Annotated in this window: 15 protein-coding genes and 1 pseudogene; 13 read left to right on the top strand and 3 right to left on the bottom strand. The window is 63.9% G+C overall.

What is annotated here, in order from left to right:
- Positions 1–38 precede the first annotated feature (38 nt).
- Positions 39–1,127 (top strand): sensor histidine kinase, encoded by a 1,089-nt coding sequence (locus ACQY80_RS06930; RefSeq protein WP_428684966.1) that lies wholly within the window; start codon positions 39–41, stop codon positions 1,125–1,127.
- The gene (locus ACQY80_RS06925) at positions 1,124–1,912 is read left to right on the top strand and encodes a LytR/AlgR family response regulator transcription factor (protein WP_428684964.1); all 789 of its coding nucleotides are present in this window, start codon (positions 1,124–1,126) and stop codon (positions 1,910–1,912) included. The genes ACQY80_RS06930 and ACQY80_RS06925 overlap by 4 nt, the downstream gene beginning before the upstream one ends.
- Before the next feature lie 168 nt (positions 1,913–2,080).
- Here the strand turns inward: ACQY80_RS06925 and ACQY80_RS06920 are convergent.
- From ACQY80_RS06920 to ACQY80_RS06910, 3 genes and pseudogenes are all read right to left on the bottom strand, one after another.
- A pseudogene (locus ACQY80_RS06920) lies at positions 2,081–2,377 on the bottom strand (helix-turn-helix transcriptional regulator).
- Between the two features lie 77 nt (positions 2,378–2,454).
- Complete coding sequence (locus ACQY80_RS06915; RefSeq protein WP_428684962.1) at positions 2,455–3,813, bottom strand: tyrosine-type recombinase/integrase; 1,359 nt, start codon at positions 3,811–3,813, stop codon at positions 2,455–2,457.
- A 489-nt stretch (positions 3,814–4,302) separates the two neighbouring features.
- The gene (locus ACQY80_RS06910) at positions 4,303–6,756 is read right to left on the bottom strand and encodes a M20/M25/M40 family metallo-hydrolase (protein ID WP_428684960.1); all 2,454 of its coding nucleotides are present in this window, start codon (positions 6,754–6,756) and stop codon (positions 4,303–4,305) included.
- Between the two features lie 207 nt (positions 6,757–6,963).
- Here ACQY80_RS06910 and ACQY80_RS06905 point away from each other — a divergent pair, with 207 nt between their 5' ends.
- The 11 genes from ACQY80_RS06905 (at position 6,964) to ACQY80_RS06855 (ending at position 21,597) form a co-directional block, all read left to right on the top strand.
- Positions 6,964–7,629, top strand: a complete 666-nt coding sequence (locus ACQY80_RS06905; protein ID WP_428684958.1) for a helix-turn-helix domain-containing protein — start codon at positions 6,964–6,966, stop codon at positions 7,627–7,629.
- Positions 7,630–7,821: 192 nt separating this feature from the next.
- Positions 7,822–9,786, top strand: coding sequence for a serine hydrolase domain-containing protein (locus tag ACQY80_RS06900; protein WP_428684956.1), 1,965 nt, complete (start codon positions 7,822–7,824; stop codon positions 9,784–9,786).
- A 213-nt stretch (positions 9,787–9,999) separates the two neighbouring features.
- On the top strand, positions 10,000–11,001 hold the full coding sequence (locus tag ACQY80_RS06895; RefSeq protein WP_428684954.1) for a DUF1611 domain-containing protein: 1,002 nt from the start codon (positions 10,000–10,002) through the stop codon (positions 10,999–11,001).
- Positions 10,998–12,158, top strand: coding sequence for a YkvI family membrane protein (locus tag ACQY80_RS06890; protein WP_428684952.1), 1,161 nt, complete (start codon positions 10,998–11,000; stop codon positions 12,156–12,158). Before ACQY80_RS06895 ends, ACQY80_RS06890 begins: the two co-directional genes overlap by 4 nt.
- Complete coding sequence (locus ACQY80_RS06885) at positions 12,155–13,261, top strand: alpha/beta fold hydrolase (RefSeq protein ID WP_428684950.1); 1,107 nt, start codon at positions 12,155–12,157, stop codon at positions 13,259–13,261. Before ACQY80_RS06890 ends, ACQY80_RS06885 begins: the two co-directional genes overlap by 4 nt.
- Positions 13,262–13,309: 48 nt before the next feature.
- Entirely contained in the window at positions 13,310–14,935 is a 1,626-nt protein-coding gene (locus ACQY80_RS06880; protein ID WP_428684948.1) for an N-acyl-D-amino-acid deacylase family protein, read from the top strand.
- Positions 14,932–15,933: a dipeptide epimerase gene (locus ACQY80_RS06875; RefSeq protein ID WP_428684946.1), complete on the top strand. Its 1,002-nt coding sequence runs from the start codon at positions 14,932–14,934 to the stop codon at positions 15,931–15,933. The genes ACQY80_RS06880 and ACQY80_RS06875 overlap by 4 nt, the downstream gene beginning before the upstream one ends.
- Before the next feature lie 22 nt (positions 15,934–15,955).
- On the top strand, positions 15,956–17,245 hold the full coding sequence (locus ACQY80_RS06870; RefSeq protein ID WP_428684944.1) for an amidohydrolase family protein: 1,290 nt from the start codon (positions 15,956–15,958) through the stop codon (positions 17,243–17,245).
- A gap of 64 nt (positions 17,246–17,309) precedes the next feature.
- Positions 17,310–19,289 (top strand): serine hydrolase domain-containing protein, encoded by a 1,980-nt coding sequence (locus ACQY80_RS06865; protein WP_428684942.1) that lies wholly within the window; start codon positions 17,310–17,312, stop codon positions 19,287–19,289.
- Complete coding sequence (locus ACQY80_RS06860) at positions 19,289–20,299, top strand: dipeptide epimerase (RefSeq protein ID WP_428684940.1); 1,011 nt, start codon at positions 19,289–19,291, stop codon at positions 20,297–20,299. The genes ACQY80_RS06865 and ACQY80_RS06860 overlap by 1 nt, the downstream gene beginning before the upstream one ends.
- Complete coding sequence (locus tag ACQY80_RS06855; protein WP_428684938.1) at positions 20,296–21,597, top strand: peptide MFS transporter; 1,302 nt, start codon at positions 20,296–20,298, stop codon at positions 21,595–21,597. The genes ACQY80_RS06860 and ACQY80_RS06855 overlap by 4 nt, the downstream gene beginning before the upstream one ends.
- The last annotated feature ends 62 nt before the right edge of the window (positions 21,598–21,659 follow it).

Raw genomic sequence — 21,659 nt, 5'->3', positions numbered from 1 at the left:
ACTCGACTTGGCGGGGGAACATGCAAATAAGACATGGGATGAATGCCGACGGCCTCAGCGGGTCACCCGAAGACGCGGATTCGCGGACCGAGCTGCGCCGGATGACCCGGCAGCTTGGCGCTGTCTATTGGTCTTCCGTTTTCCTGATCGCGAGCCTCCTCTGGCATTTTGTCGGGGTCAACGCGTGGATATCGGCGCCGGGAAAGCTCGTCTGGATCGGGGCGAGCATCGCTATCACCTATGGCATTTCGGCGCTGCTCCTTCGCTGGCGCCATTTGTCCTTCCTGCACAAGGCGGTGCTGTGCTTTGTCCTCACCTTGCTCTGCTCGCCTTTTTCCGCGAGCATCGATTTCCTTATCGCGTCCTGGTACATGTGGCCGGCGAAGCCCGCGTTCGCGCCGCGCGATTTTGTCTATAGCTTGATCGAGAACAGCTCCTTCTTCTTCGGTTGGGCATGCCTCTACGTCGCGATGCTCTACAGCCATGAGGTTCGCCAGCAGGAACGGCGACTGGCCGCGATCCGTGAAGAGGCGTTGACGGCGCAGATGCGGGCGCTGCGCTATCAGATCAATCCGCATTTCCTGTTCAACACATTCAACTCCATCGCGGCGTTGATCGAGGAAGGCATGCCAAACGAAGCCAAGCGAATGGTCGTCGTCTTGTCCGAATTCCTGCGGACGACACTGACGCTGGATCCGTTCAGCGATGTTCGTCTGGACCGGGAAATTGCGCTACAACAGGATTATCTGGCGATCGAACGCGAACGTTTTTCCGACCGGCTGAACTTTGCATTCGACATTCCCGCCCCCTTGTCCGGTGCGCTCGTGCCAAGTCTGATCTTGCAGCCTCTCGTCGAAAACGCGATCAAGCATGGCGTCGGGCAGGCCCGCGGGCCCATCGTGGTTCGCGTCGATGCGAGAATGATGGAGCAGAAGCTCATCTTGACGGTGACCAATGAGGTGACACCGGGGCGCGGAATGACAGATCATCCCTCCACAGGAATCGGGCTGGCCAATGTGAGCGAAAGGCTGGCCGCACGGTTTGGCAATCGGGGGCAGTGCCAAGCAGGCCATAATGGCAAGGGGGAGTGGGAGGCGATGATCGAAATGCCGATGCGCACCGAATGAGCGGCTTCTCGGTCCTGATCGTCGAGGACGAGCCGCTCGCGCGCGGCCGCATCCGGCGCGCACTTGGGGCCATGGCGGACGTCCATATCGTGGGCGAAGCGGCGAACCTCGATGAGGCCGAAATGCTGATCGACCGCCTGCGCCCCGACATCATCACGCTCGACATCCAGCTGCCGGGCGGAACCGGCTTCGAGCTTCTCGAACGGCTTGGCGCCGCCGCGCCCGCGACGATTTTTGTGACGGCATTCGACCATCACGCCCAGCGCGCGTTCGACGCGCATGCTATCGACTATGTCACCAAGCCGCTCGAACCGGCGCGTCTGCAAGTGGCGGTCGGGCGCGCCTGCACCCGGCTGCGAGCCAGTTCGAACGAAGAGCGCGTGGGCGAACTTCAGGAAATGGTCAGGTCGCTGCGTGACGCGCTTCGGCAGACCGAAGGCGCCGGATCGGACTTCTGGGTGCGATCGCGTGGAGACTACCGACGCCTTTCGCTGCAAGACGTTACCCACGTCGTCGCCGAGCGCGATTATGTCCGCATTTTCAGCGACGGCGAAAGCCACCTGCATCAGGAAAGTCTGACGTCGTTGGAGCAACGCCTTCCGCCCCAGCTCTTCATCCGCATCCATCGCAGTGCGATTGTTCGCAGAGACGCCATCGTTCGTTTGAAGACGGTGCAATTTTCCGCGCTGATCGCGGAGCTGGTCGGCGGCAGCGAAATACGCGTTGGGCGAACCTATGCGGCCAAGATGCGCGCGGAGCTGGCGCGTGACAGCATGGTGGAATGAGGCTGGCCAGTTAGCAGCGGGTAAGCGGCGGGATCGCTTTGGCCCTTCATGAACGTCCGCTGTTCTCCATTTTGGTCCCGAAAGCGGCCCGTCTGCAACCGGCCAGAAGCAGCCCGGAAGTTCAAAGCCAGCACCGAATATAACGACGCCGGCTCATACTTCTCCTCGCTATCTCTTCGCCGTTTTGATGGGTGTGTGAGGCGGAGTATGTTTGGCAGGTCTCACGACACCAAGACCCGGATCCGAGGTCGATCGCCTCGTTCCAAGCTCTGCTCAAGCCTCAAGATCGTCGATCGCATAAACCACCCGGCCGCCCAGCTTTCGATATGTTGGGCCCGTACCGTAGCATCGATGCTTCTCGAGGGTTCGAGGCGATAGGCCAAGGTGTATGGCTGCAGCCGGTGTAGTCACGTAGTGAGGCTTGATTGCCGTATCGGTTGTCGGCTTTGTGACGTCCTTAATCATGTCTTACTCCTTGTAACCGAGCCATAATTGACCCGATTAAAGGAACGGTTCTGGCTAGGGACGCGCCCTTTCCGGCCTTAAGCGGCGAGAGATTCGTCGCTCGCGTCGATGTCGGGCTCCTCTCCAACGGCGGCCGCTAGAAAGCTCGCAAGCGCCTGCTTTCGGGAAGCATGATCGAGGGCGTAAGCCGTCAGCTTGTAATGGGCTCCTTCAAGAAGGCCCTGGATATATCCGGCAACCGTGTCTGCGGCTGCGATGAGCGCGGCGTCCATAGTGTGGATATAGCGACCGGTGACCGACCCCTTGGCATGACCCAGCAGCGCCGCGACAGTGGTTTCAGTGAAGCCAAGATCATTCGCGATGCTGGCGAAACTATGCCGCAGCACATGAGGTGTAATATCGTCGAGACCGCATCCGCCGAGTATCTTTGTCCAGTGGTCGGGAAGAGCGCCGAAGGCATTGTCGCGACCAGTTCCAGGGAACACATAGGTTCGAGCCTCTGGCATCTTCCGTTGTTGCAGGCATTCAATGACAGGCAAGCCGACGGGCCGTACCGATTTTCCTTCCTTGCTGTCTTCGAGGCGAAGGCAGCTGCCTTCGATGTCGACTTCGCTCCACCGGAGCTTGGTGAGTTCGCTGCGGCGACAACCGGTGAGCGCCAACAGTCTGATGATCTGCGCGGCAATTTCATATTGCCCATCGGCCTCCGCGTCGCGAAGTTTGGTGCCGATCAAGCGATACTCCGCCTCCGATAACCGGCGGTCGCGAACATTGTCTTTCGGTTTACGGATACCGAACGCCGGATTGGTTTCGATGATCCCCGCCTCGACGGCATAGGTCAGGATGCCTCCCAGCAAGCCAATGGTTCTGGCGGCGGTTCCCGCGCCGCCTCGCACGATCGCCTTGCCTCGCAGCTTCGCTGTCCTGACGCTGACCGCTGTCTTGCCGGCCATGATGTCCTTCATCGCCTTGTTGATGTGGGCCTTGTCCAAATCTCTGACCCGCCGCGGTCCAATCAGCGGCACGATATGGCGGTGGATGCGACCCGTATCGGTGTCGATGGTCGATTGCTTCTTCGGCCGCCCGCTTTTGCCGATAATAAGCCCGGCGTTGAGGTCGGTCAGATACAAGGTGCAAAGCTCTTTGACTGTTATCGCCTGCCTGTCGATCTGTCGCTCTTCCTGCGGATCTTCGCCTTGAGCCACGCGCCCCAGTTGAATGCGCGCCTCGCGGCGCGCCATTTCGGGGGTCCAGATGCCGTGCATACCGATCGTCAGACGCCGGGATCGCCCTTGGCTCCGATACTGAATAATGTAGCTGCGCTTGCCCGACGAGAATACCCGGATGCCGAAACCCGGCAATTCGTCGTCCCAGATGATATAGTCCTTCACCTCGGCGACAGCCGCCTCTACAAGGCGTTTTGTGATCCTGCCCATAGGCTGCAACCTCTTCGAACCGTCCTGCTTCCGCGAAAGCACCGCGTAAGCAACAGGGGGTGTATTCCCGGCGGGCCTGGGTTAGCATCGGCGGCAGCGATCTTCATCTTTCCGATGCAATATGAGTAGCTTAGGGTAGAAAAACAGGCTCTGGCGTTGAATAGCGTAGCCTGTTAGTACCCGCTCCGAAGGCAGAGGCCAGGGGTTCGAATCCCTTCGGGTGCGCCATTTCCCTTTATGTTTCAATCATATGATCGCCTGCTCCAGAGCGATGACTTTGCTGCGGAAGCAGAAAAAATCGGTCGCTTGCGTTTGTCGCTGCGGTCCGTCCCGACGTCGTTGCCGGCAGCGGGAATCGCAGTCCGCGAGCCTGCTTCGGAGATTGGCCCTAACCCGACGAACCGTTGCCGGCCGTCGGGAGACTGAGAAATATGCAAACTCGCTCTTCATGCCGCATGAGCTTGCTTGTTGTTCCGGCCGGCAGGCGAGCTACCAGCTTGTCATCCTGCCGGTGACGATCATGCTGTCGCCCGACCGCCGGTAAGGGAAGACGTGCGGAGGGAGCAGAGAGCCGCTGGCGGGGGCTCCTCCCCGAACTTCAACCATTCGGACCTCCATTCGGCCGGGGCCGTCGGCGTGCATGGTCAGATGAACCTCTCCGCTACCGCTGGCATGGAATATGACCTGCGACCATTCCCCCGCCTTCAGCGTTCCGGGAACCAGCGTATCCATCAGTTGCAATCCGGTCAGGTCGACCGAGGGTTTGAAATGGATTCGCATATATCGCCCGGCGTTGGCGTTGGCGGCGCGGATGGTGATGAGCCGCGCGGCGCCATCCCCGGCCACCGCCACGTCGAGGCGCGGCGCGACGAACGGTGACGGCTTGGCCTTGGCCACCCAATAATCGTCCTTGGCGAGAGGAGCGATCGACTGCAGCCGGGGCTTCCCACCGTCCCGCGACAGCGTTGCCTCCACCCATCCGCTCTTGTCCAGCTTGCCGCTCGCCCATCGCATGTCGCCGGTGTCGACGTCAGCGATCCGGAAGACCTCGACGAGCTCGGGGCTTGTCGCTGATGGCGTTTGGCCCTTTATCCCGGCAGCCATACCGAAGATGAAGCCCGTGACGAGCAGAAGCATTCCGACGCGTGGCAAAGCCCGCAGCGGCCAAAGGAAGAGGGCGAGCGCCAACGCCGCAAGCATCAGGAAAGGCGACATGATCGCCGGGGCCGTCACCCCCATCATCACGAACAGATCATAGCCGGTTCGTGCCATGAGTCCCGCAAGCAGCGCAGCCGGCGCAGCAAGGATGATCAGGGCTGCAGGACGTTCGACGAGAGCGGGCGCGAATAGAAGCAGCCCCAGCGCGGGCAGCAGCAGCGCGAGGGGCCAGACGAGTGCATGGGCCCCCATCGGAAGCCATATCTGGAGAGCGAGCGCGGCGACGCCGAGTATAGAGGCGGCGCCTGCGAACCAACCCGGAAGCCTCGCCGGGCGACCCGCACTGACCAACAGCAATGCTCCGGCTGTAAGGCCGAGCAGCAGCGCGGTCGGGCTGAAATCGCCGAGCAAGGCCGCGAGCAGACCCGCGACGGCGACGAAAATCGCGGGTAGCCAGCGACGGCCGCGAACGGCGGCGTCGATCATCAGCGCTCCGGTGCCGAGGCCCGCCAACAGGGTAGCGGGGAGGATCCAGGCGAACTGGCCGGTTACCGCATAGGGCGACGCGATGTCGCTCAGTAGCAGCGCGATGAGACGCTGCAGGAGCAGGAGGGCGGTCGCGATGCAGAGCGGCAGAGCGATGGCCGCGCCAGCGCCCTTGGCCACGTCGCGCCAGTTCGCGGAGCCGCGCGCGATGGCCGTGGCGGTCATGGCGAAGACTGCCCCGATGACGAGGACGGCCAGCCCCCAGCCGAGTGCCGCCGGATAGGCGATGAAATATTGGCCGAACACATCAGCGAACACCATGTCGCCGGAACCGCGACCAAGGGTCTTTGCCTGCGCGAAGTCGCGCAGTAGCGGCAATATCTGTTCGCCCATGTGCTGGACGCTGCCGGGATTGAGGCTGGCAGCGGTCGAAAGCGGCGTATGATACGCCATCTGGTGTCCGACAAAGGCGAAATTCATGCCGGCATAGTCGCGTTCAAGAGCGGCGGTCAGATCCGTATCGTTCGGCATCTGCTTGTAGATCGTGACCATCAGCGAGTCGGACGCGGGCGTTGCGGCGTTGCGGCGATAGGCTTCGACAAGCGGGCGGTTGTTATTGCCGGTCTGGAACATCAGCGCCCGGCCGCTGTCGCCGCGTGCCTCGAGATTGACGATCAGGCCCGCGCGGTCGCGCAGAGGGTCGCTTTCGAAGAAGGCGTTGGCGCCCAGAAGTCCGGCCTCTTCGCCATCGGTCATGAGGAAGATGACCGATCGGCGGAGCGGGCCGCCGGCCTTGAGCGCGCGCGCGACCTCCAGTGCAACCGCGACACCCGCCGTATCGTCGCCCGCACCGGGCGAAAGGGGCGCGGTGTCGTAATGCGCCATCAGCAACACCGCAGGCAGCGTGGGGTCGCTTCCCTTTAACGTGCCGACGATGTTCTGGACGCGGCCACCGATCGCGGCGTCGGCCGAATTGCGGCGCGTTACGACGACCGTCTGGTCGCGGAGCACCGGATCCAGGTCGAGGGCGGTCATGCGCGACAGCAGATACTGCCGTGTGGCCGCGATCTCCGCCGAGCCGATCGGATGCGGATCGGTCGCGATCGCCCGGACATCGTGCATGGCCCTTGCCGCGGAGAATTCGGTCGCAGGTGCGTTTTCGGGTGCGGCGGCGGGCAGGCGGTTGCCGAGCCATGCGAGCGCGAGCGCTATTGTGAGGATCAGCAGCGTCAGCGCGCCGCGGAGCCATTCGTGCACCGGTTGCGGGTTTGGCGGATTTCCGCCGTCGGTCTCAATCAAGGTGTCGCTCCCGCTGCTATCGCTTTCGTCATTTTCAGAATTTTCCAATTTGTCAAATTTATCCTGAATGGGCCTCTGGGCAAATGGGCTCTTACCGGGATATTCCCTCGGCAAGTCGCGAATATCGGCCATTGCGACGTCGTTCTTGATGCGGAGTGCATTGATGCAAATATGTGCTAGATGAGAAAATCTGTCGAAAGGAATGCTATGCCATCAAGGCGGGACAATGCAGCGGCCGGTGCCGGGCGCCTCGGACCGGGAGATCATAATCCGGGCCTTTTTCTGCGTGAATTCCGGATCGATAAGGGCTGGACGCTGGTCGAGGTGAGCGAGAAGACCGGAATACCCGTCTCGACGCTTTCGAAAGTCGAAACGGGCAAGATGTCGCTGAGCTATGAAAAGCTTGTGCGGTTGAGCCGCGGGCTGGACATCGACATTGCACGTCTGTTCGCGGCGCCGGTGTCGAATACGGCTGCACCGCAGCGCCAGACCACGGGACGGCGGAGTATCACGCCTGCCAGCGAAGGGGCGTCGATCCAGACATCGACCTATAATTACACCTATCCCTCGGCCGATCTGCTGAACAAGGCGCTGAACCCGATGATCATCGAGATCAAGGTGCGGTCGATCGACGATTTCGGCGAATTGATGCGGCATCCGGGCGAGGAATATGTCCTCGTGCTCGAAGGCGAGTGCGAGTTCCATACCGATATATATGCCCCGTCGTTGCTGAAAACCGGGGACTCGGCCTATTTCGACGCCTCGATGGGGCATGGCTATGTCGCGGTTGGTGACGGGCCGTGCCGTATTCTCTCGGTTTGCTCGGCTAACGATGCCGATCTGAAATCGTCTCTGCAACCGATCGAGAGCTGATACCTCTTAAAGATTACAATATTTCCAGTGGCTTCTCCTTTGCCGCGCGGCGGATGCCCGTTTGTCGCGCCCATTCGGCATTGACAAATCTGGCCCCGGATGGCTTGTCTCGAAATGAAAAATATTTCAATTTGAGAAAATACATTGTGCCGATCCTGAAAAAGGAGCGGCGCCGGACGAGCGAGGGGCAACATGCGATTTATCGAAACGGTCAAGATGGCGGGCGTGCTGGCGCTGGCGCTGCTCACGGGGGCCGCTGCGTCGAACGAAGTGCCCGCCGCCGCTCCGCTCGCGAGCGGAGCGACGGCGTTGCCGGCGCGACCGCTCACCAAATCTGATGTCGATGCATGGCTCGACGGCTTCATGCCTTATGCGCTTGAGCGTGGTCGTGCGGCGGGGGCCGTGGTCGTCGTGGTCAAGGACGGCAAGCCGCTGACCGAGCGGGGCTTCGGTTTCGCCGATGTTGCGAAGCGGCGCCCGATCGACCCGGAGACGACGCTTTTCAAGCAGGCTTCGGTGTCAAAGACGATGACCTGGACTGCTGTCATGCAGATGGTCGAAGCGGGCAAGATCGATCTCGACAAGGACATCAACACCTATCTCGATTTCCGGATTCCGGCATATGACGGCAAGCCGGTCACGATGCGGAACCTGATGACCCATACGGCGGGCTTCGATGAGGTCCAGCGCGGGCTCAACAGCTATGATATCAAGGATATCCCGACCCTTGCCGAGGCGATGAAGCGGCAGGTTCCGGAGCGCATCTACGCCCCCGGCTCCACGCCGGCCTATTCGAACTACGGGACCGCGCTCGCCGGCTATATCGTCGAGCGCGTGTCGGGCATGCCCTTTGACGATTATGTCGAGCGGCATATCTTCGTGCCGGCGGGAATGACGCACTCGACAATGCGCGCGAAATTGCCCGCCCGGCTCGAACCCTTGCTCGCGAACGGGTATCTGGTCGGATCGGGCAAGCCGGGCCGCCCCGAACTCAACGCCTTTGCTCCCGCCGGCGGCCTTGCCGCGACGGGCTCAGACCTTGGTCGGTTCATGATCGCGCACCTCGACAATGGTGGTGCGTTGCTGAAACCCGAAACCGAGCGCCTCATGCAGAACAGCATCACCCGAGCAATCCCCGCGCTCAACGGCATGGCGCTGGGCTTTTACGAGCAGAATATCAACGGGCGCAAAGTGTTGTCGCACGGCGGCGATTCGATCGTCTTCCACAGCCAGATCTGGATCTTCCCCGAAGAAAAAGTCGGCATCTATATGTCGATGAACGCGGCGGGTACGGACAAGGTATCCGGCGCGATCCGCAGCCATTTGTTCGAAGCCTTCGCGGATCGCTATTTTCCGGGAGAGCAGCACGACGGCCGCGTCGATCCAGCGACGGCGCGTGCGCATGCGCGGATGATGGTCGGCACCTACAACAAGACCCGGCGGATCGAAGCGAGCTTCCTGAAAGCGGCCGAACTCGGCGGCCAGCTCAAGGTCGGCCTTGACGCCGACGGCGGCCTCATATTCGCGGCGGCGTCGGACATTGGCGGCGCGCCGCGCAAATGGGTGGAAATTGCTCCCTTCGTCTGGCGCGAGGTGGGCGGCAAGATGCGGCTCGCGGCGAAGGTGGAAAACGGCCGCGTCGTCCGGTTCGGGATCGATTCCTCTTCGCCCTTCATGCTGTTCGAGCCTGTCCCCTGGTACAGCTCGAGCGTCTGGCTGACGCCTGCCCTGGCTGTCAGCCTTCTGGCCCTGCTGCTTACCGCTCTCTTCTGGCCGATCACGGCGCTGGTTCGCCGGCACTATGGCGTGCGTCCCGGGCGCAGCGTGGCTGAATGGCGGGCCTATCGCCTGACACGGGCGCTTTCAGGGCTGGCGGTCGCGGTGATCGTCGCATGGCCCGTTTTCGCCAGCGCGCTGCTGGGCGACTTCTCGTCATTGAATGGTGAACTGGACGGCGTGTTGATCGCACTCCGGATCATAACGCCGCTCATCCTCGTGGGCCTGCTCGGTGCCGCCATATGGCACCTCGTTCTGGTCTGGCGGGGGGCGCCGGGCAAGTTCGCGCGCGTCTGGAGTATCGTGCTTCTCCTGAGCTCGGTCGTCCTGCTGTGGATCGCGCTGGTCTTTCACCTCATCGGCTACGGCACGGCCTTCTAAATCGGTTCGGCGGGGTCGAGGATCGCGTCGGACGTATTTCTTCCGGCAGCCGTCAAATTGAGTTGAAATTTCAAAAATAGAAAATTATAGCCTGATCAGGAGATAAATGGCGCTCTTGGGATGTCTCTCTGGCGCCTGCGATTCTTGAACTCTTGCGGGGTGAATTTTGTGACCATCCAATCCTCCATTTCTGCCGGCGCTCCGGCCTTGAGCTTGCCGCAACCATATCTGCTGTTTCTGGGCGACACGACCGAACGCGGCTATGCCAAGACCGCGCTCGGGCTTCGCGACTGGGCGCCCGAAAAATGCGTCGGCGAATATGTCCTGCCGGGCGCGACGGTCAGCACGGGTCTGGAGCGCCTCACCCCGGCAGAGGCGCAGGCGCGTGGCGCGCGGGCGCTGTTGATCGGGGTTGCGAACAGCGGCGGCGTGATTTCCGAATCATGGCTTCCCGCACTTGTCGAGGCGCTCGAGGCCGGACTCGATATCGTCAGCGGGATGCACATGCGGCTCGCCGAACTGCCCGGTCTCGCTGACCTGGCTGGGCGTCTCGAGCGGCAATTGATCGACGTCCGGCACCCGCCGCGCGGCCTGTCGGTGGGCTCGGGGCGCAAGCGGTCGGGCATGCGCCTGCTTACGGTCGGGACCGACTGCGCGCTGGGCAAGAAATATACCGCGCTGGCTATCGCGCGCGCGTTCGCCGCGCGCGGTCTCGATGCCGATTTTCGCGCAACCGGCCAGACCGGCATCATGATCGCCGGCGGCGGCATTCCGATGGACGCGGTGGTTTCCGATTTCGAGGCGGGCGCGGCTGAGGCGATCAGCCCCGATGCGGAGCCCGGACACTGGGATGTGATCGAGGGGCAGGGGTCGCTCTTCCATCCGTCCTATGCCGCGGTCTCGCTTGGTCTGCTCCATGGCAGCCAGCCCGATGTCATCGTCGTGTGTCATCAGCCCGGCCGTACCGAAGTGATGGGCCGGCCCGGCTATGCGCTGCCGAGCATCGAGGAGACGATCGATCTCAACCTGCGCCTTGGCGGACGCACCAATCCGGCGATCCGTTGTGCGGGGGTTTCGTTCAACACGGCGCATATGGATGCGGAAGAGGCCGCTGCGCTGATGGCGGCGGAAAGCGCGCGGCTTGGCATGCCGGTTGCCGATCCCATTCGCGGCGGAGATGCCTTCGATCGCCTCGTGGACGCCTGCCTCGCATGACCGGGGGTACGGCCACGGCGACGGGGGCTGGGCCGACCTGGTTCCAGCGCTTCCTGCTGCCCGGCTTTGCCTTCAAGGCCGTTGTGATCGGCGGCGGCTATGCGACGGGGCGCGAACTCGCCGAATTCTTCCTGCCCAGCGGGCCGTGGGGCGGGCTGGCGGCGATGCTGCTCGCCATGATTCTGTGGAGCATCATCTGCGCGGCGACCTTTGCGCTGGCGCGGGCGCTCGGCGCGTTCGACTACCGCAGCTTCTTCGAGCGGCTTCTGGGCCCCGGCTGGGTCCTGTTCGAGGTCGCTTATGTGCTGTTCGTGACGCTCGTGCTCGCAGTGTTCGGAGCCGCGGCGGGAGAGATCGGGGCGGCGATATTCGGCTGGCCGCCGCTTGCGGGAACGGCGCTGCTCGCCGGATCGATCGCGCTGTTCGTGACCTTCGGCAATGCCTCGGTCGAGGGATTGTTCAAATATGTCTCCTTCCTCCTTTACGGTGTCTACGCGCTGTTCATGGTGCTGGCACTCGGCAGCTTCGGCGACGAGATTGCCGCGCGTTTCGCCATCCCCGTGCCCACCGATGGATGGATCGTCGGCGGGCTGACCTATACGGGCTATAATGTGATCGGCGCGGTGGTGATCCTGCCGGTCATTCGCCATCTGACCAGCCAGCGCGACGCCGTCGTGTCGGGGCTGATCGCGGGGCCGCTGGCGATGGCGCCGGCGATCCTGTTCTTCGTCGCGATGATCGCTTTTTACCCCGGCATCATCGATGAAACGCTGCCGTCGGACTTCATGTTGCAGCAGCTCAAGATGCCGCTGTTCCATCTGCTCTTCCAGTTCATGATCTTCGCCGCGCTGCTCGAAAGCGGTGCGGGATCGGTCCATGCGATCAACGAGCGCGTCGATGCCGCGCGCCGCGCGCGGGGACGCGCGCCGCTGGGCCGCCGCGCGCGGGGCGGCATCGCCGGGGCGCTGCTCGTCGGCTGCATGTTTCTCGCCGACCGGTTCGGCCTCGTGACGCTCATCGCCAGCGGATACCGGACACTCTCATGGGTGTTCCTGGCCGTTTATGTCGTCCCGGTCCTGACGATCGGCATGGCACGCCTCGCCCGGGCAACGCGTGGGGCGAAAGATGCAACGGCTATCGAAGGGAGTGCGCAATGACAGACGCTGCTGCGGTGAAAAAACCGGGAGGCTGGCGGCGCGTGCTGCGTTGGCTCAAGCGCATCCTGCTCGGTCTGCTGGCGCTCCTGCTGATCGCGCTGGTTGTCGGTGCCATTTACGAGGCGCTCGGCCGCCGGAGTGCCGAGGCCAAATATCCGCCGCGCGGCCAACTGGTCGATGTCGGCGGGCGCAAGATGCACATCGACTGCCGTGGCACGGGATCGCCAACGGTCATTCTGGAATCGGGACTGGGAACCGGCGGAACGACCGACTGGACGCTCGTCCACGATCAGATTGCGGGGTTTACCCGCACCTGTGCCTATGATCGCGCTGGGATCATGTGGAGCGATCCCAAGGACACGCCGCAGCGGGCGTCGGCTGTTGTCGACGACCTGCACGCGCTGTTGAAGGGTGCCGGTATCAACGATGAGCTGGTGCTTGTCGGCCATTCGATCGGGGGGCCCTACACGCGGACCTATGTCGGCAAATATGGCGATCAGGTCGCCGGGCTGGTGATGGTCGATCCTTCGCACCCCGATCAGGTCGCGCGATTGGGCAGGGTGTCGGGTATCGACGCAAACCCGAAGCGGGCCTCGACCTTGATGCACACGGCGAACGCGTTGGCGTGGACTGGCATTGTCCGCTTTCTGATTTCTCGTAGCGAAAAGCCCAAGCTTCCGAACGCAGCCGACAGCCGCAAACTTGGTGACGCGCTCGTCATATCGGCGGCCTATGGGAGCCGTTCGATCCGGGGATCGACATCCGAGCTCGACGGTTTCGACGACACCATGGACGATGCCCGCGCGGTGCACAGCTTCGGCAATCGTCCGTTGATCGTCCTGACGGCCATGGCGCCGTTCAAGCCCGAGCAGATGGAGGGACTCGGGCTGAAACCGGAGCAGGCCGCTCGGTTCAAGCAGGAGTGGAAGACGCTCCATGCCGAGCAGGCGGCGTTCTCGACCCGTGGACGTCAGCAACTGGTGCCCGACGCCACCCACTATATCCAGGTCGATCGCCCCGATGTCGTGATCGCCGCGGTCAAGGAGGTCGTGGACGAGGTCCGCGCCGACGATGCCCGCAAGGTCAAAGGGACCGCCCGCTAACAAACATATGGTGTCGCGGCGATGGGGCCGCCGACCGGGAGATGAATGATGAAGCGTAAAATCCTGTTCAGTGCCTTGTCGCTGCTGCTCGTCGCGAACACGCCGGCGCCCGACTATGACATCGTGATCCGCAACGGGCGCGTCCTCGACGGCGCCGGCAATCCCTGGGTCAGCGCCGATGTCGCGGTGAAGGACGGGCGCGTCGTGCGCGTGGGTCAGGTTGCGGGGCGCGGTGCGAAGGAAATCGACGCCACCGGACGCTATGTCTCGCCGGGGTTCATCGACATGATGGATCAGTCGGGCCGCGTGCTGCTGAAGAACGGTTCGGCGGAGAACAAGCTGCGCATGGGCGTCACGACGGTGATCGCCGGTGAAGGCGGTCCTCCGGCTTCGGCGGCCGAAATGCCGAACTATTTCAGAACGCTGGAACAGCAGGGAATCGCGGTCAACTACGGGACCTATTATTCGGCGACGCAAGCGCGCGTGAAGGTGATGGGCGACGGCGCCGGATCTCCCACCGCGGCACAGCTAGAGGAAATGGGCCGCGAGGTAAGGCTCGCGATGGAGAATGGTGCTTTCGGTATTTCGAGCGCCCTCATCTATCCGCCCAGCAGCTTCCAGAGCACCTCGGATCTCGTCACGCTGGCGAAGGTCGCGGCGCAGTGCGACGGCTTTTACGCGACGCATATGCGCGACGAGAGCGAGGGACTCGTCACAGCAATCAAGGAAGCGATCGAGATCGGCGAGAAGGGCGGGGTGAAGGTCGAGATCTTTCACCTGAAGGCGGCCTATGCCCCCGGCTGGGGCAAGCTGATGCCGCAGGCAGTCGCCACCATCAATGCGGCGCGTGCGCGCGGGGTCGATGTCGCGGCCGACCTTTATCCCTATACGGCGGGCGGTACCGGCCTCGAAATCATCGCGCCGAGCTGGGTGTGGGCCGATGGCCTGCAGAAGGGGATCGAACGGCTTCGCGATCCCAAGGTGCGCGAGCGGATGAAGAAGGAGGTCGCCGCCGGGTCGATGCCGGGGTGGTCGAACCTTGTTCACGCGTCGGGCGGCTTCGGCAATGTCCGGCTCGCTAATGGCTTCAGCGACAAATACCGACCCTATCACGGAAAGAGTCTCGCCGAGATCGGCAAGGCGCTGAACCGCGATCCCGCCGATGTGGCATGGGACATCTTGCTCGAAGGCCTGCCCAACCGGTCGGTCGCGCTCTATTTCATGATGAGCGAGCAGGATATCGAGACCGCGCTCAAGCAGCCGTGGGTCAGCATCGGCAGCGATGCCGCAGCGTCGGAGAAATTCGGCGAAATGGACGCCCTCGGCCTGCCGCATCCGCGCGCCTATGGCACCTTCCCACGCATCATCGCCGAATATGTGAAGCGCCGCCCGGTGCTGTCGCTGGAAGAGGCCGTACGCAAGATGACCGGCTGGCCGGCGCAGCGCATGGGCCTCTCCGACCGCGGATTGATCCGCGATGGCATGCGCGCCGACATCGTGGTCTTCGATCTCGATACCCTCGACGACGGCGCGACGTGGGACAAGCCGATGGCAGCGCCGAGCGGGATCGAAACGGTGATCGTCAACGGTGTCGTCACGCTGGCGGACGGCCAGTACAGCGGCGCGAAGGCCGGTGCCGTGCTCCGCCATAGCTGCGGCGGAGGCGCCAAGTGACGACGGTGCCGCTCACGCTGGACTATCGGGTCGAGAGCTTCCCGCTCGCAAGCCCGTTCCGCATTTCGGGCCACGTCTTCACCGAAGCGCCCGTGATCGTCGTCACGCTGTCCGACGGCACATGGTCGGGACGCGGTGAGGCGGCGGGCGTCTATTATCTCGGCGACGACATTGCCGCGATGACCGCGGCGGTCGATGCGGTCCGCAGCGACATCGAGGCCGGGGTGACGAGCGCGGCGCTGCAGCAACGGCTGCCCGCCGGCGGCGCGCGCAACGCGATCGATTGCGCACTGTGGGAGCTTGAGGCACGGCGCAGCGGGACGCCGGTGCACGAACTCGCCGGCCTTCCCGAGCCCAGGCCGCTGCGGACGACCTTCACTCTCGGCGCCGACGATCCCGATGCGATGGCGGCGGGCGCTAGGCGTTATGAACAGGCGCGCGCGCTCAAACTCAAGCTGACCGGCGATCTCGATCTCGACATCGCGCGTGTCGATGCGGTGCGCGCGGCGCGACCCGAATGCTGGATCGGCGTCGACGCCAATCAGGGCTTTGCAATCGGCGAACTCGACCGGCTGATCGCTGCGCTCGTCGCGGCCGACGTCAAGCTGCTCGAACAGCCGCTGGCGCGCGGGCGCGAGGCCGATCTCGACGGCTATCGCAGCCCCATCCCGATCGCCGCCGACGAAAGCGTGCTGACGCTCGCCGATATCGAGGGTCTCGCCGGACGCTTCGACGTGGTGAACATCAAGCTCGATAAATGCGGCGGACTGACCGAAGGCCTCGCAATGGCGCGCCGCGCGCGCGACCTCGGCCTCGGCGTGATGGTCGGCAATATGGTCAGCAGCAGCCTGGCGATGGCGCCCGCGTTCGTCGTCGGACAGCTTTGCGACATCGTCGATCTCGACGGTCCTATCTTCCTCGCCGCCGATCGCACGCCCTCGATCGAATATCGGGACGGCGATGCGTGGTGCGGCGAAGCGATCTGGGGCCGCGGATAATCGGGCGGGAAGGAAAAGGGGCATGAAGAAGATCATTCTCGCGGCGATGATATCGGCGCTGTTCGTCCAGCCCGCTGCGGCGCAGGAGCGCGCGGAGCGGACCTATATTCACGCCGGCCGCCTGCTCGCCGATCCGGCCAGCGGCCGGGTCGATACCGGCAAGACCATTGTCGTCGAGGGCGGCAAGGTCGCCGAAATCCGCGACGGCTATGTCGGCGAGGGCAGGGTGATCGACCTTCGCGATGCCTTCGTGCTGCCCGGCCTGATCGACAGCCATGTCCATCTGACCTTCGAATCGGGGCCGACCAGCCAGCTCGACGCGGTGACCAAATCGACCACCGATCAGGCGTTCGACGGCGTTGTCTTCGCCCGGCGCACGGTCGAGGCGGGGTTCACCACCGTCGTCGATCTCGGCTCCGATCCCGAGGCGATCAACGCGCTCCGTGATGCGATTGCCACCGGCAAGGTCGTCGGTCCGCGCATCCTCGCCGCAGGCGGTGTCGCCGCGCACGGCGGGCATGGCGATGTCCATGGCTATCGGCAGGAAATCATCGACCTGTTCCGTTCGCCGACGCTCTGCTCGGGCGCCGACGATTGCGCGCGTGCCGTGCGCCTTGCGGTGCAGCAGGGCGCCGACATCATCAAGACCGCTTCGACCGGAGGCGTCATGTCGAACACCGCCGCCGGGCTCGGCCAGCAGATGAGCGACGCCGAACTCGTCGCGATCGTCGAGACCGCGCACCGGCTCGGCCGCAAGGTCGCCGCGCACGCGCACGGCACCGACGGCGTCAACGCGGCGCTGCGGGCGGGCGTCGATTCGGTCGAGCATGGCACCTATCTCGATGCGGAATCGATCCGTCTGTTCAAGGCGAAGAACATCTATCTCGTCCCGACCCTGCTCGCCGGCGACACGGTGTCGCGGCAGGCCGAGAATGCCGACTGGATGCCCGACGCCGTTCGCGCCAAGGCCCGCATTGTCGGGCCGCTGATGATCGATGCCCTGCGCCGCGCGCATGAAGGCGGCGTTCGCATCGCCTTCGGAACAGACTCGGCCGTCTCGAAACATGGCGAGAATGCGCGCGAGTTCGCGTTGATGACCAAGGCGGGGTTGACGCCGCTCGACACGATCCGCGCCGCCACTGTCTGGGGCGCGACGCATATTGGACTGGAGCGCGACGTCGGTTCGATCGCGGTGGGCAAGGCGGCGGATATCGTCGCGGTTCGCGGCGATCCGCTGAAGGACGTCACGCAGCTCGAGGCGATGGTTTTCGTGATGAAGGGTGGCGCCGTCGTCCGTGGAGCGGGCGACTGACGCGCGACATATTTTCGATAAGGGAAGGTGCCCCGCCTTGCGCGGAGCACCGGGAGAAAAGACTATGCGATCAATCCTGCAATTTGCCTTGCTGCCGCTCGTCCTGCTGTTGGGCGTCGGGGCATCGGGGCAGGCCGTAACGCCCGCACCGGCCGCGCCGAAGAGCGCGCGCGCGGATGCTGGCGGTGCCGCGGCGGCGCTGACTCTCCCCGGCGCGGCCGCGGTGCTTACCAAGCAGGACATCGATAGCTGGCTCGACGGCTATATGCCGTTCGCGCTCGAGCGCGGCGACCTTGCCGGTGCGGTCGTGGTCGTGGTCAAGGACGGCAAGGTGCTGACCCAGCGCGGCTTCGGCTATGCCGATCTGGCCAAACGCACTCCGGTCGATCCCGACCGGACGCTGTTCCGGCCGGGGTCGGTGTCGAAGCTCTTCACCTGGACGGCGGTGATGCAGCAGGTCGAAGCCGGGAAGATCGACCTCGACAAGGACGTCAACGCCTATCTCGACTTCCGGATTCCGACATACCAAGGCAAGCCGGTCACGATGCGCCAGCTGATGACGCACACGTCGGGGTTCGAGGAGCATGGCAAGCGGACGATCTTCGAAGATCCGAAGTTCCAGATCTCGCTCGCCCAATATGTGAAGCTGCCGCCGAAGCGGATCTATGCTGCGGGTACGACGCCGTCCTATTCCAACTATGGCACCGCGCTGGCCGGCTACATCGTCGAACGCGTGTCGAAGATGAGCTTCGACGATTATGTCGAGCAGCGGATTTTCCGGCCGCTCGGCATGGCGAACTCGACCTTCCGCCAGCCGCTGCCGAAGGATTTTGCGCCGTGGATGGCGACGGGCTATCGCAAGGGATCGGCCGGCCCCTCGAAATTCGAGATCGTCGGTCCGTCGCCGGCTGGCGGGCTGTCGTCCACCGGCGCCGACATGGCGAAGTTCATGATCGCGCACCTCGACGGCGGGGCGGGGCTGATGACCCCCGAAACAGCACGGCTGATGCACGATACGCCGCTGACCATCCTGCCGCCGCTCAACCGTATGGAATTGGGCTTTTTCGAGACCAACATCAACGGGCGGCAGGTCATCGCGCATCTGGGCGATACCCAGCTGTTCCACACCGCGCTCCACCTGTTCACGAAAGAGAATATCGGCATTTACATGTCGTTCAACGCGACCGGCGAGCAGGCATCGGTCGGCCCGGTGCGCCGCGCGTTGTTGGAAAAATTTGCCGACCGCTATCTGCCGGGCAACGAGATGCCGGCGACCCGCGTCGATGCGAAGATGTCGGCCGAACATGCACGGATGCTCACGGGCAACTGGCTCAACAGCCGGCGGGCGGAGTCGAATTTCTATGCGCTGGCATCGTTTCTGACGCAGGTCACGGTCAGCGTCGACGCCGAGGGCAAGCTGATCGTTCCGGCGGCGCGCGACCTGAACGGCGTGCCGGCGGAATGGGTCGAGACGGCGCCGTTCGTCTGGCACAATGCCAATGGTCACGGGCGCCTCGCGGCGCAGGTGGTCGATGGCAAGGTCGTGCGCTGGAGCGTCGATGGCATCTCGCCCTTCATGGTCTTCGACCGCGCGCCGGTCTCGCGATCAGCCGCCTGGCTCAAGCCCGCGCTGTACATCGGCCTCGGCATCCTGCTGACCACTTTCCTCCAATGGCCGGTGTCGGCGCTGATCCGGCGTCAGTACAAGGCGCCGTTGACCCTGCGCCGCCCGGCGCTGCTCGCGTATCGCGGGGTTCGCGTCGCGGCGGGGCTGGTGGTCGGGCTCGCTATCGCATGGGTCGTAAGCCTGTCGACGCTTAAGGCGCTGCCATCCTTCGATCCGTTACTGTGGACGCTGCAGATTGCCGGGCTGGTCATTTTTTTCGGCGGTGTGCTCGTCGCGGTGTGGAACCTTCTGATCGTTCGTCAGGACAAACGCGGCTGGTTCCGCACCCTGTGGGCGGCGCTCGTGCTGCTGGCCATGCTGCTGGCGCTTTACACCGCCTGGACCTTTGGCCTGATCGCAATGACGGTGAATTACTGATGACACGTTTGAAACTGGGCGTTTCGGTCGAGAAGCTGCGGCTGGCCGAACCGTTCCGCATCGCCAGCCGCGTTTTCGACAGCGCGAATGCCATCGTCGTCACGCTCGACGACGGCACGTACGTGGGGCGCGGCGAGGCGACCGGCGTCTATTATCTCGGCGACGATCTGACGAACATGCTCGCCGAACTGGGGCAGGCGCACGACGCGATCGAGGCCGGACCGTCGCGCGCCGAACTCCGTTCGATCCTGCCTGCGGGCGGTGCGCGCAACGCGGTCGATGCGGCGATGTGGGAACTGGAATCGAAGCGGACGGGGCGGCCCGTCTGGGCGCTCGCGGGGCTGGAGCCACCGCGGGCGCTGCGCACGACCTTTACGGTCGGCGCCGACGAGCCGGAAAAGATGGCCGCGGCTGCCGCGGCTTATGCCCATGCCCGGTCGATCAAGATCAAGCTCACCGGCGAACTCGACCTTGATATCGCGCGGGTCAGCGCGATCCGAGCCGCGCGCCCCGACGTGTGGATCGGCGTCGATGCCAATCAGGGCTTTGCGATCGGCGATCTCGATGCGCTTGCAGATGCGATGGTCGCGGCCGGCGTGTCGCTGATCGAACAGCCGCTGGCGCGCGGGCGCGAGGCAGACCTCGACGGTTATCGCTCGCCAATCCCGCTCGCCGCCGACGAAAGCGCGCTGACGCTCGGGGACGTCGCGGGGCTGAAGGGCCGTTTCGACGTCTTCAATATCAAGCTCGACAAATGCGGCGGGCTGACCGAGGCGCTGATGATCGCCGGCGCGGCACGCGAGGCCGGGCTTGGCGTTATGGTCGGCTGCATGGTGTGCAGCAGTCTTGGCGCCGCGCCGGGGTTCGTTGCGGGGCAGCTCTGCGACCTTGTCGATCTCGACGGCCCGCTCTTTCTTGCGCGCGACCGCTCGCCCGGGGTGGTCTATCGCGACGGAACCATCTGGTGTGACGAGACCGTCTGGGGCGCGCGGGAGCCCGCGACGGCATGACACAGGCGAGTGCTCCGACCTGGTTCGGTCAGCCGCGCGGGCTGACCGTGCTGTTCCTCACCAATATGTGGGAGCAATTCTCCTACTACGGGATGCGCGCGCTGCTGGTCTATTACATGACCAAGGAGCTGCTGCTGACGCAGGGGCATTCGTCCTTCGTCTATGGCGCCTATACCGCCTGCGCCTATTTCACTCCGATCATTGGCGGCGTGATCGCCGATCGCCTCCTCGGCAAGCGGCGCGCGGTGATCCTCGGCGCGACGATCATGGCGATCGGTCATTTCATGATGGCCTTCGAACCGCTCTTCTATTTTGCACTCGCGACGATCGCGATTGGCAACGGGCTGTTCCTTCCCAGCCTGCCGAGCCAGATCAACGACCTCTATACTGCCGGCGATCCGCGGCGCGGCTGGGCGTACAACGTCTATTATGTCGGCATCAACATCGGCGGCTTTCTCGCGCCGCTGATCTGCGGAACGCTGGGCGAGCTTTACGGATGGCATTATGGTTTCGGCGCCGCCGGCATCGGCATGTTCGCCGGGCTCCTGATCTATGTCTGGGGCCAGCGCTACCTGCCTGCCGAGCCGCCGCGTGCGCCGACCGCGGACATGCCCGCGATGCGCTGGGCCGATCACAAGGGCACCTTCATGGTGCTCGTCGCGGTGGCGCTCTCGGTCACGGTGTTCCGCGGCGCTTATGAGCAGGTCGGCAACACCGTCGCGCTCTGGGCCGATACGGGAATCGACCGTGCGATCGGCGCGTGGACGATTCCGATGACCTGGTTCCAATCGCTCAATCCGCTCCTCGTCATGCTGATGACGCCGCCGCTTCTGGCCTATTGGCGTCGCCGCGCCGATGCCGGCTACGATATGTCGCCCGCGCGGCGCATGGCGCTGGGCGCCCTGGTCGTGGCGGCCGCCTATCTGGTGCTTGCCGCGGTTGCATGGAGCAATGGCGATGCGCGGGCGCCGTGGTTCTGGTTCGCAGTCTTCTTCGCGATCTTCACCTTCGGCGAGTTGCTGATCCTGCCGACCGGCCTCGGCCTTTTCGCGCGGCTCGCGCCGCCGCGGCTTGGCGCGACGACGGTCGCGGCCTGGTATCTCGCGATTTTCTCGGGAAGCCTGTCGGCCGGGCTCGTCGGCATGCTCTGGAGCCATATGGACCAAGGTCCCTTTTTCGCGATGCTCGGCGGTATCGCGATTGTCGCGGCGCTGCTGCTGCGCGCGCTCGATGGCGCGGTCCGACGGGTCGATCCGACATGGGGTGCGAAGGGCAGGGAGGTCGAGGCTGAAGCTTGATCGGCGGACGCGTCGCATTTCAGAAACAGATATTTTCAATTTTTGAAATATTTTCTCTATTT

This window comes from Sphingopyxis sp. (assembly GCF_965279755.1).
Classification (GTDB): Bacteria; Pseudomonadota; Alphaproteobacteria; order Sphingomonadales; family Sphingomonadaceae; genus Sphingopyxis.
The sequence above is the reverse complement of the archived record's forward strand: the minus strand, read 5'-3'. Positions and strand labels throughout refer to the sequence as shown.

Bases quoted from the DNA above. Each gene is read 5' to 3' on its own strand.
- ACQY80_RS06930 (WP_428684966.1), top strand. From the start codon at position 39: ATGAATGCCGACGGCCTCAGCGGGTCACCCGAAGACGCGGATTCGCGG.
- ACQY80_RS06925 (WP_428684964.1), top strand. From the start codon at position 1,124: ATGAGCGGCTTCTCGGTCCTGATCGTCGAGGACGAGCCGCTCGCGCGC.
- ACQY80_RS06915 (WP_428684962.1), bottom strand. From the start codon at position 3,813: ATGGGCAGGATCACAAAACGCCTTGTAGAGGCGGCTGTCGCCGAGGTG.
- ACQY80_RS06905 (WP_428684958.1), top strand. From the start codon at position 6,964: ATGCCATCAAGGCGGGACAATGCAGCGGCCGGTGCCGGGCGCCTCGGA.
- ACQY80_RS06900 (WP_428684956.1), top strand. From the start codon at position 7,822: ATGCGATTTATCGAAACGGTCAAGATGGCGGGCGTGCTGGCGCTGGCG.
- ACQY80_RS06890 (WP_428684952.1), top strand. From the start codon at position 10,998: ATGACCGGGGGTACGGCCACGGCGACGGGGGCTGGGCCGACCTGGTTC.
- ACQY80_RS06885 (WP_428684950.1), top strand. From the start codon at position 12,155: ATGACAGACGCTGCTGCGGTGAAAAAACCGGGAGGCTGGCGGCGCGTG.
- ACQY80_RS06880 (WP_428684948.1), top strand. From the start codon at position 13,310: ATGAAGCGTAAAATCCTGTTCAGTGCCTTGTCGCTGCTGCTCGTCGCG.
- ACQY80_RS06870 (WP_428684944.1), top strand. From the start codon at position 15,956: ATGAAGAAGATCATTCTCGCGGCGATGATATCGGCGCTGTTCGTCCAG.
- ACQY80_RS06865 (WP_428684942.1), top strand. From the start codon at position 17,310: ATGCGATCAATCCTGCAATTTGCCTTGCTGCCGCTCGTCCTGCTGTTG.
- ACQY80_RS06860 (WP_428684940.1), top strand. From the start codon at position 19,289: ATGACACGTTTGAAACTGGGCGTTTCGGTCGAGAAGCTGCGGCTGGCC.
- ACQY80_RS06855 (WP_428684938.1), top strand. From the start codon at position 20,296: ATGACACAGGCGAGTGCTCCGACCTGGTTCGGTCAGCCGCGCGGGCTG.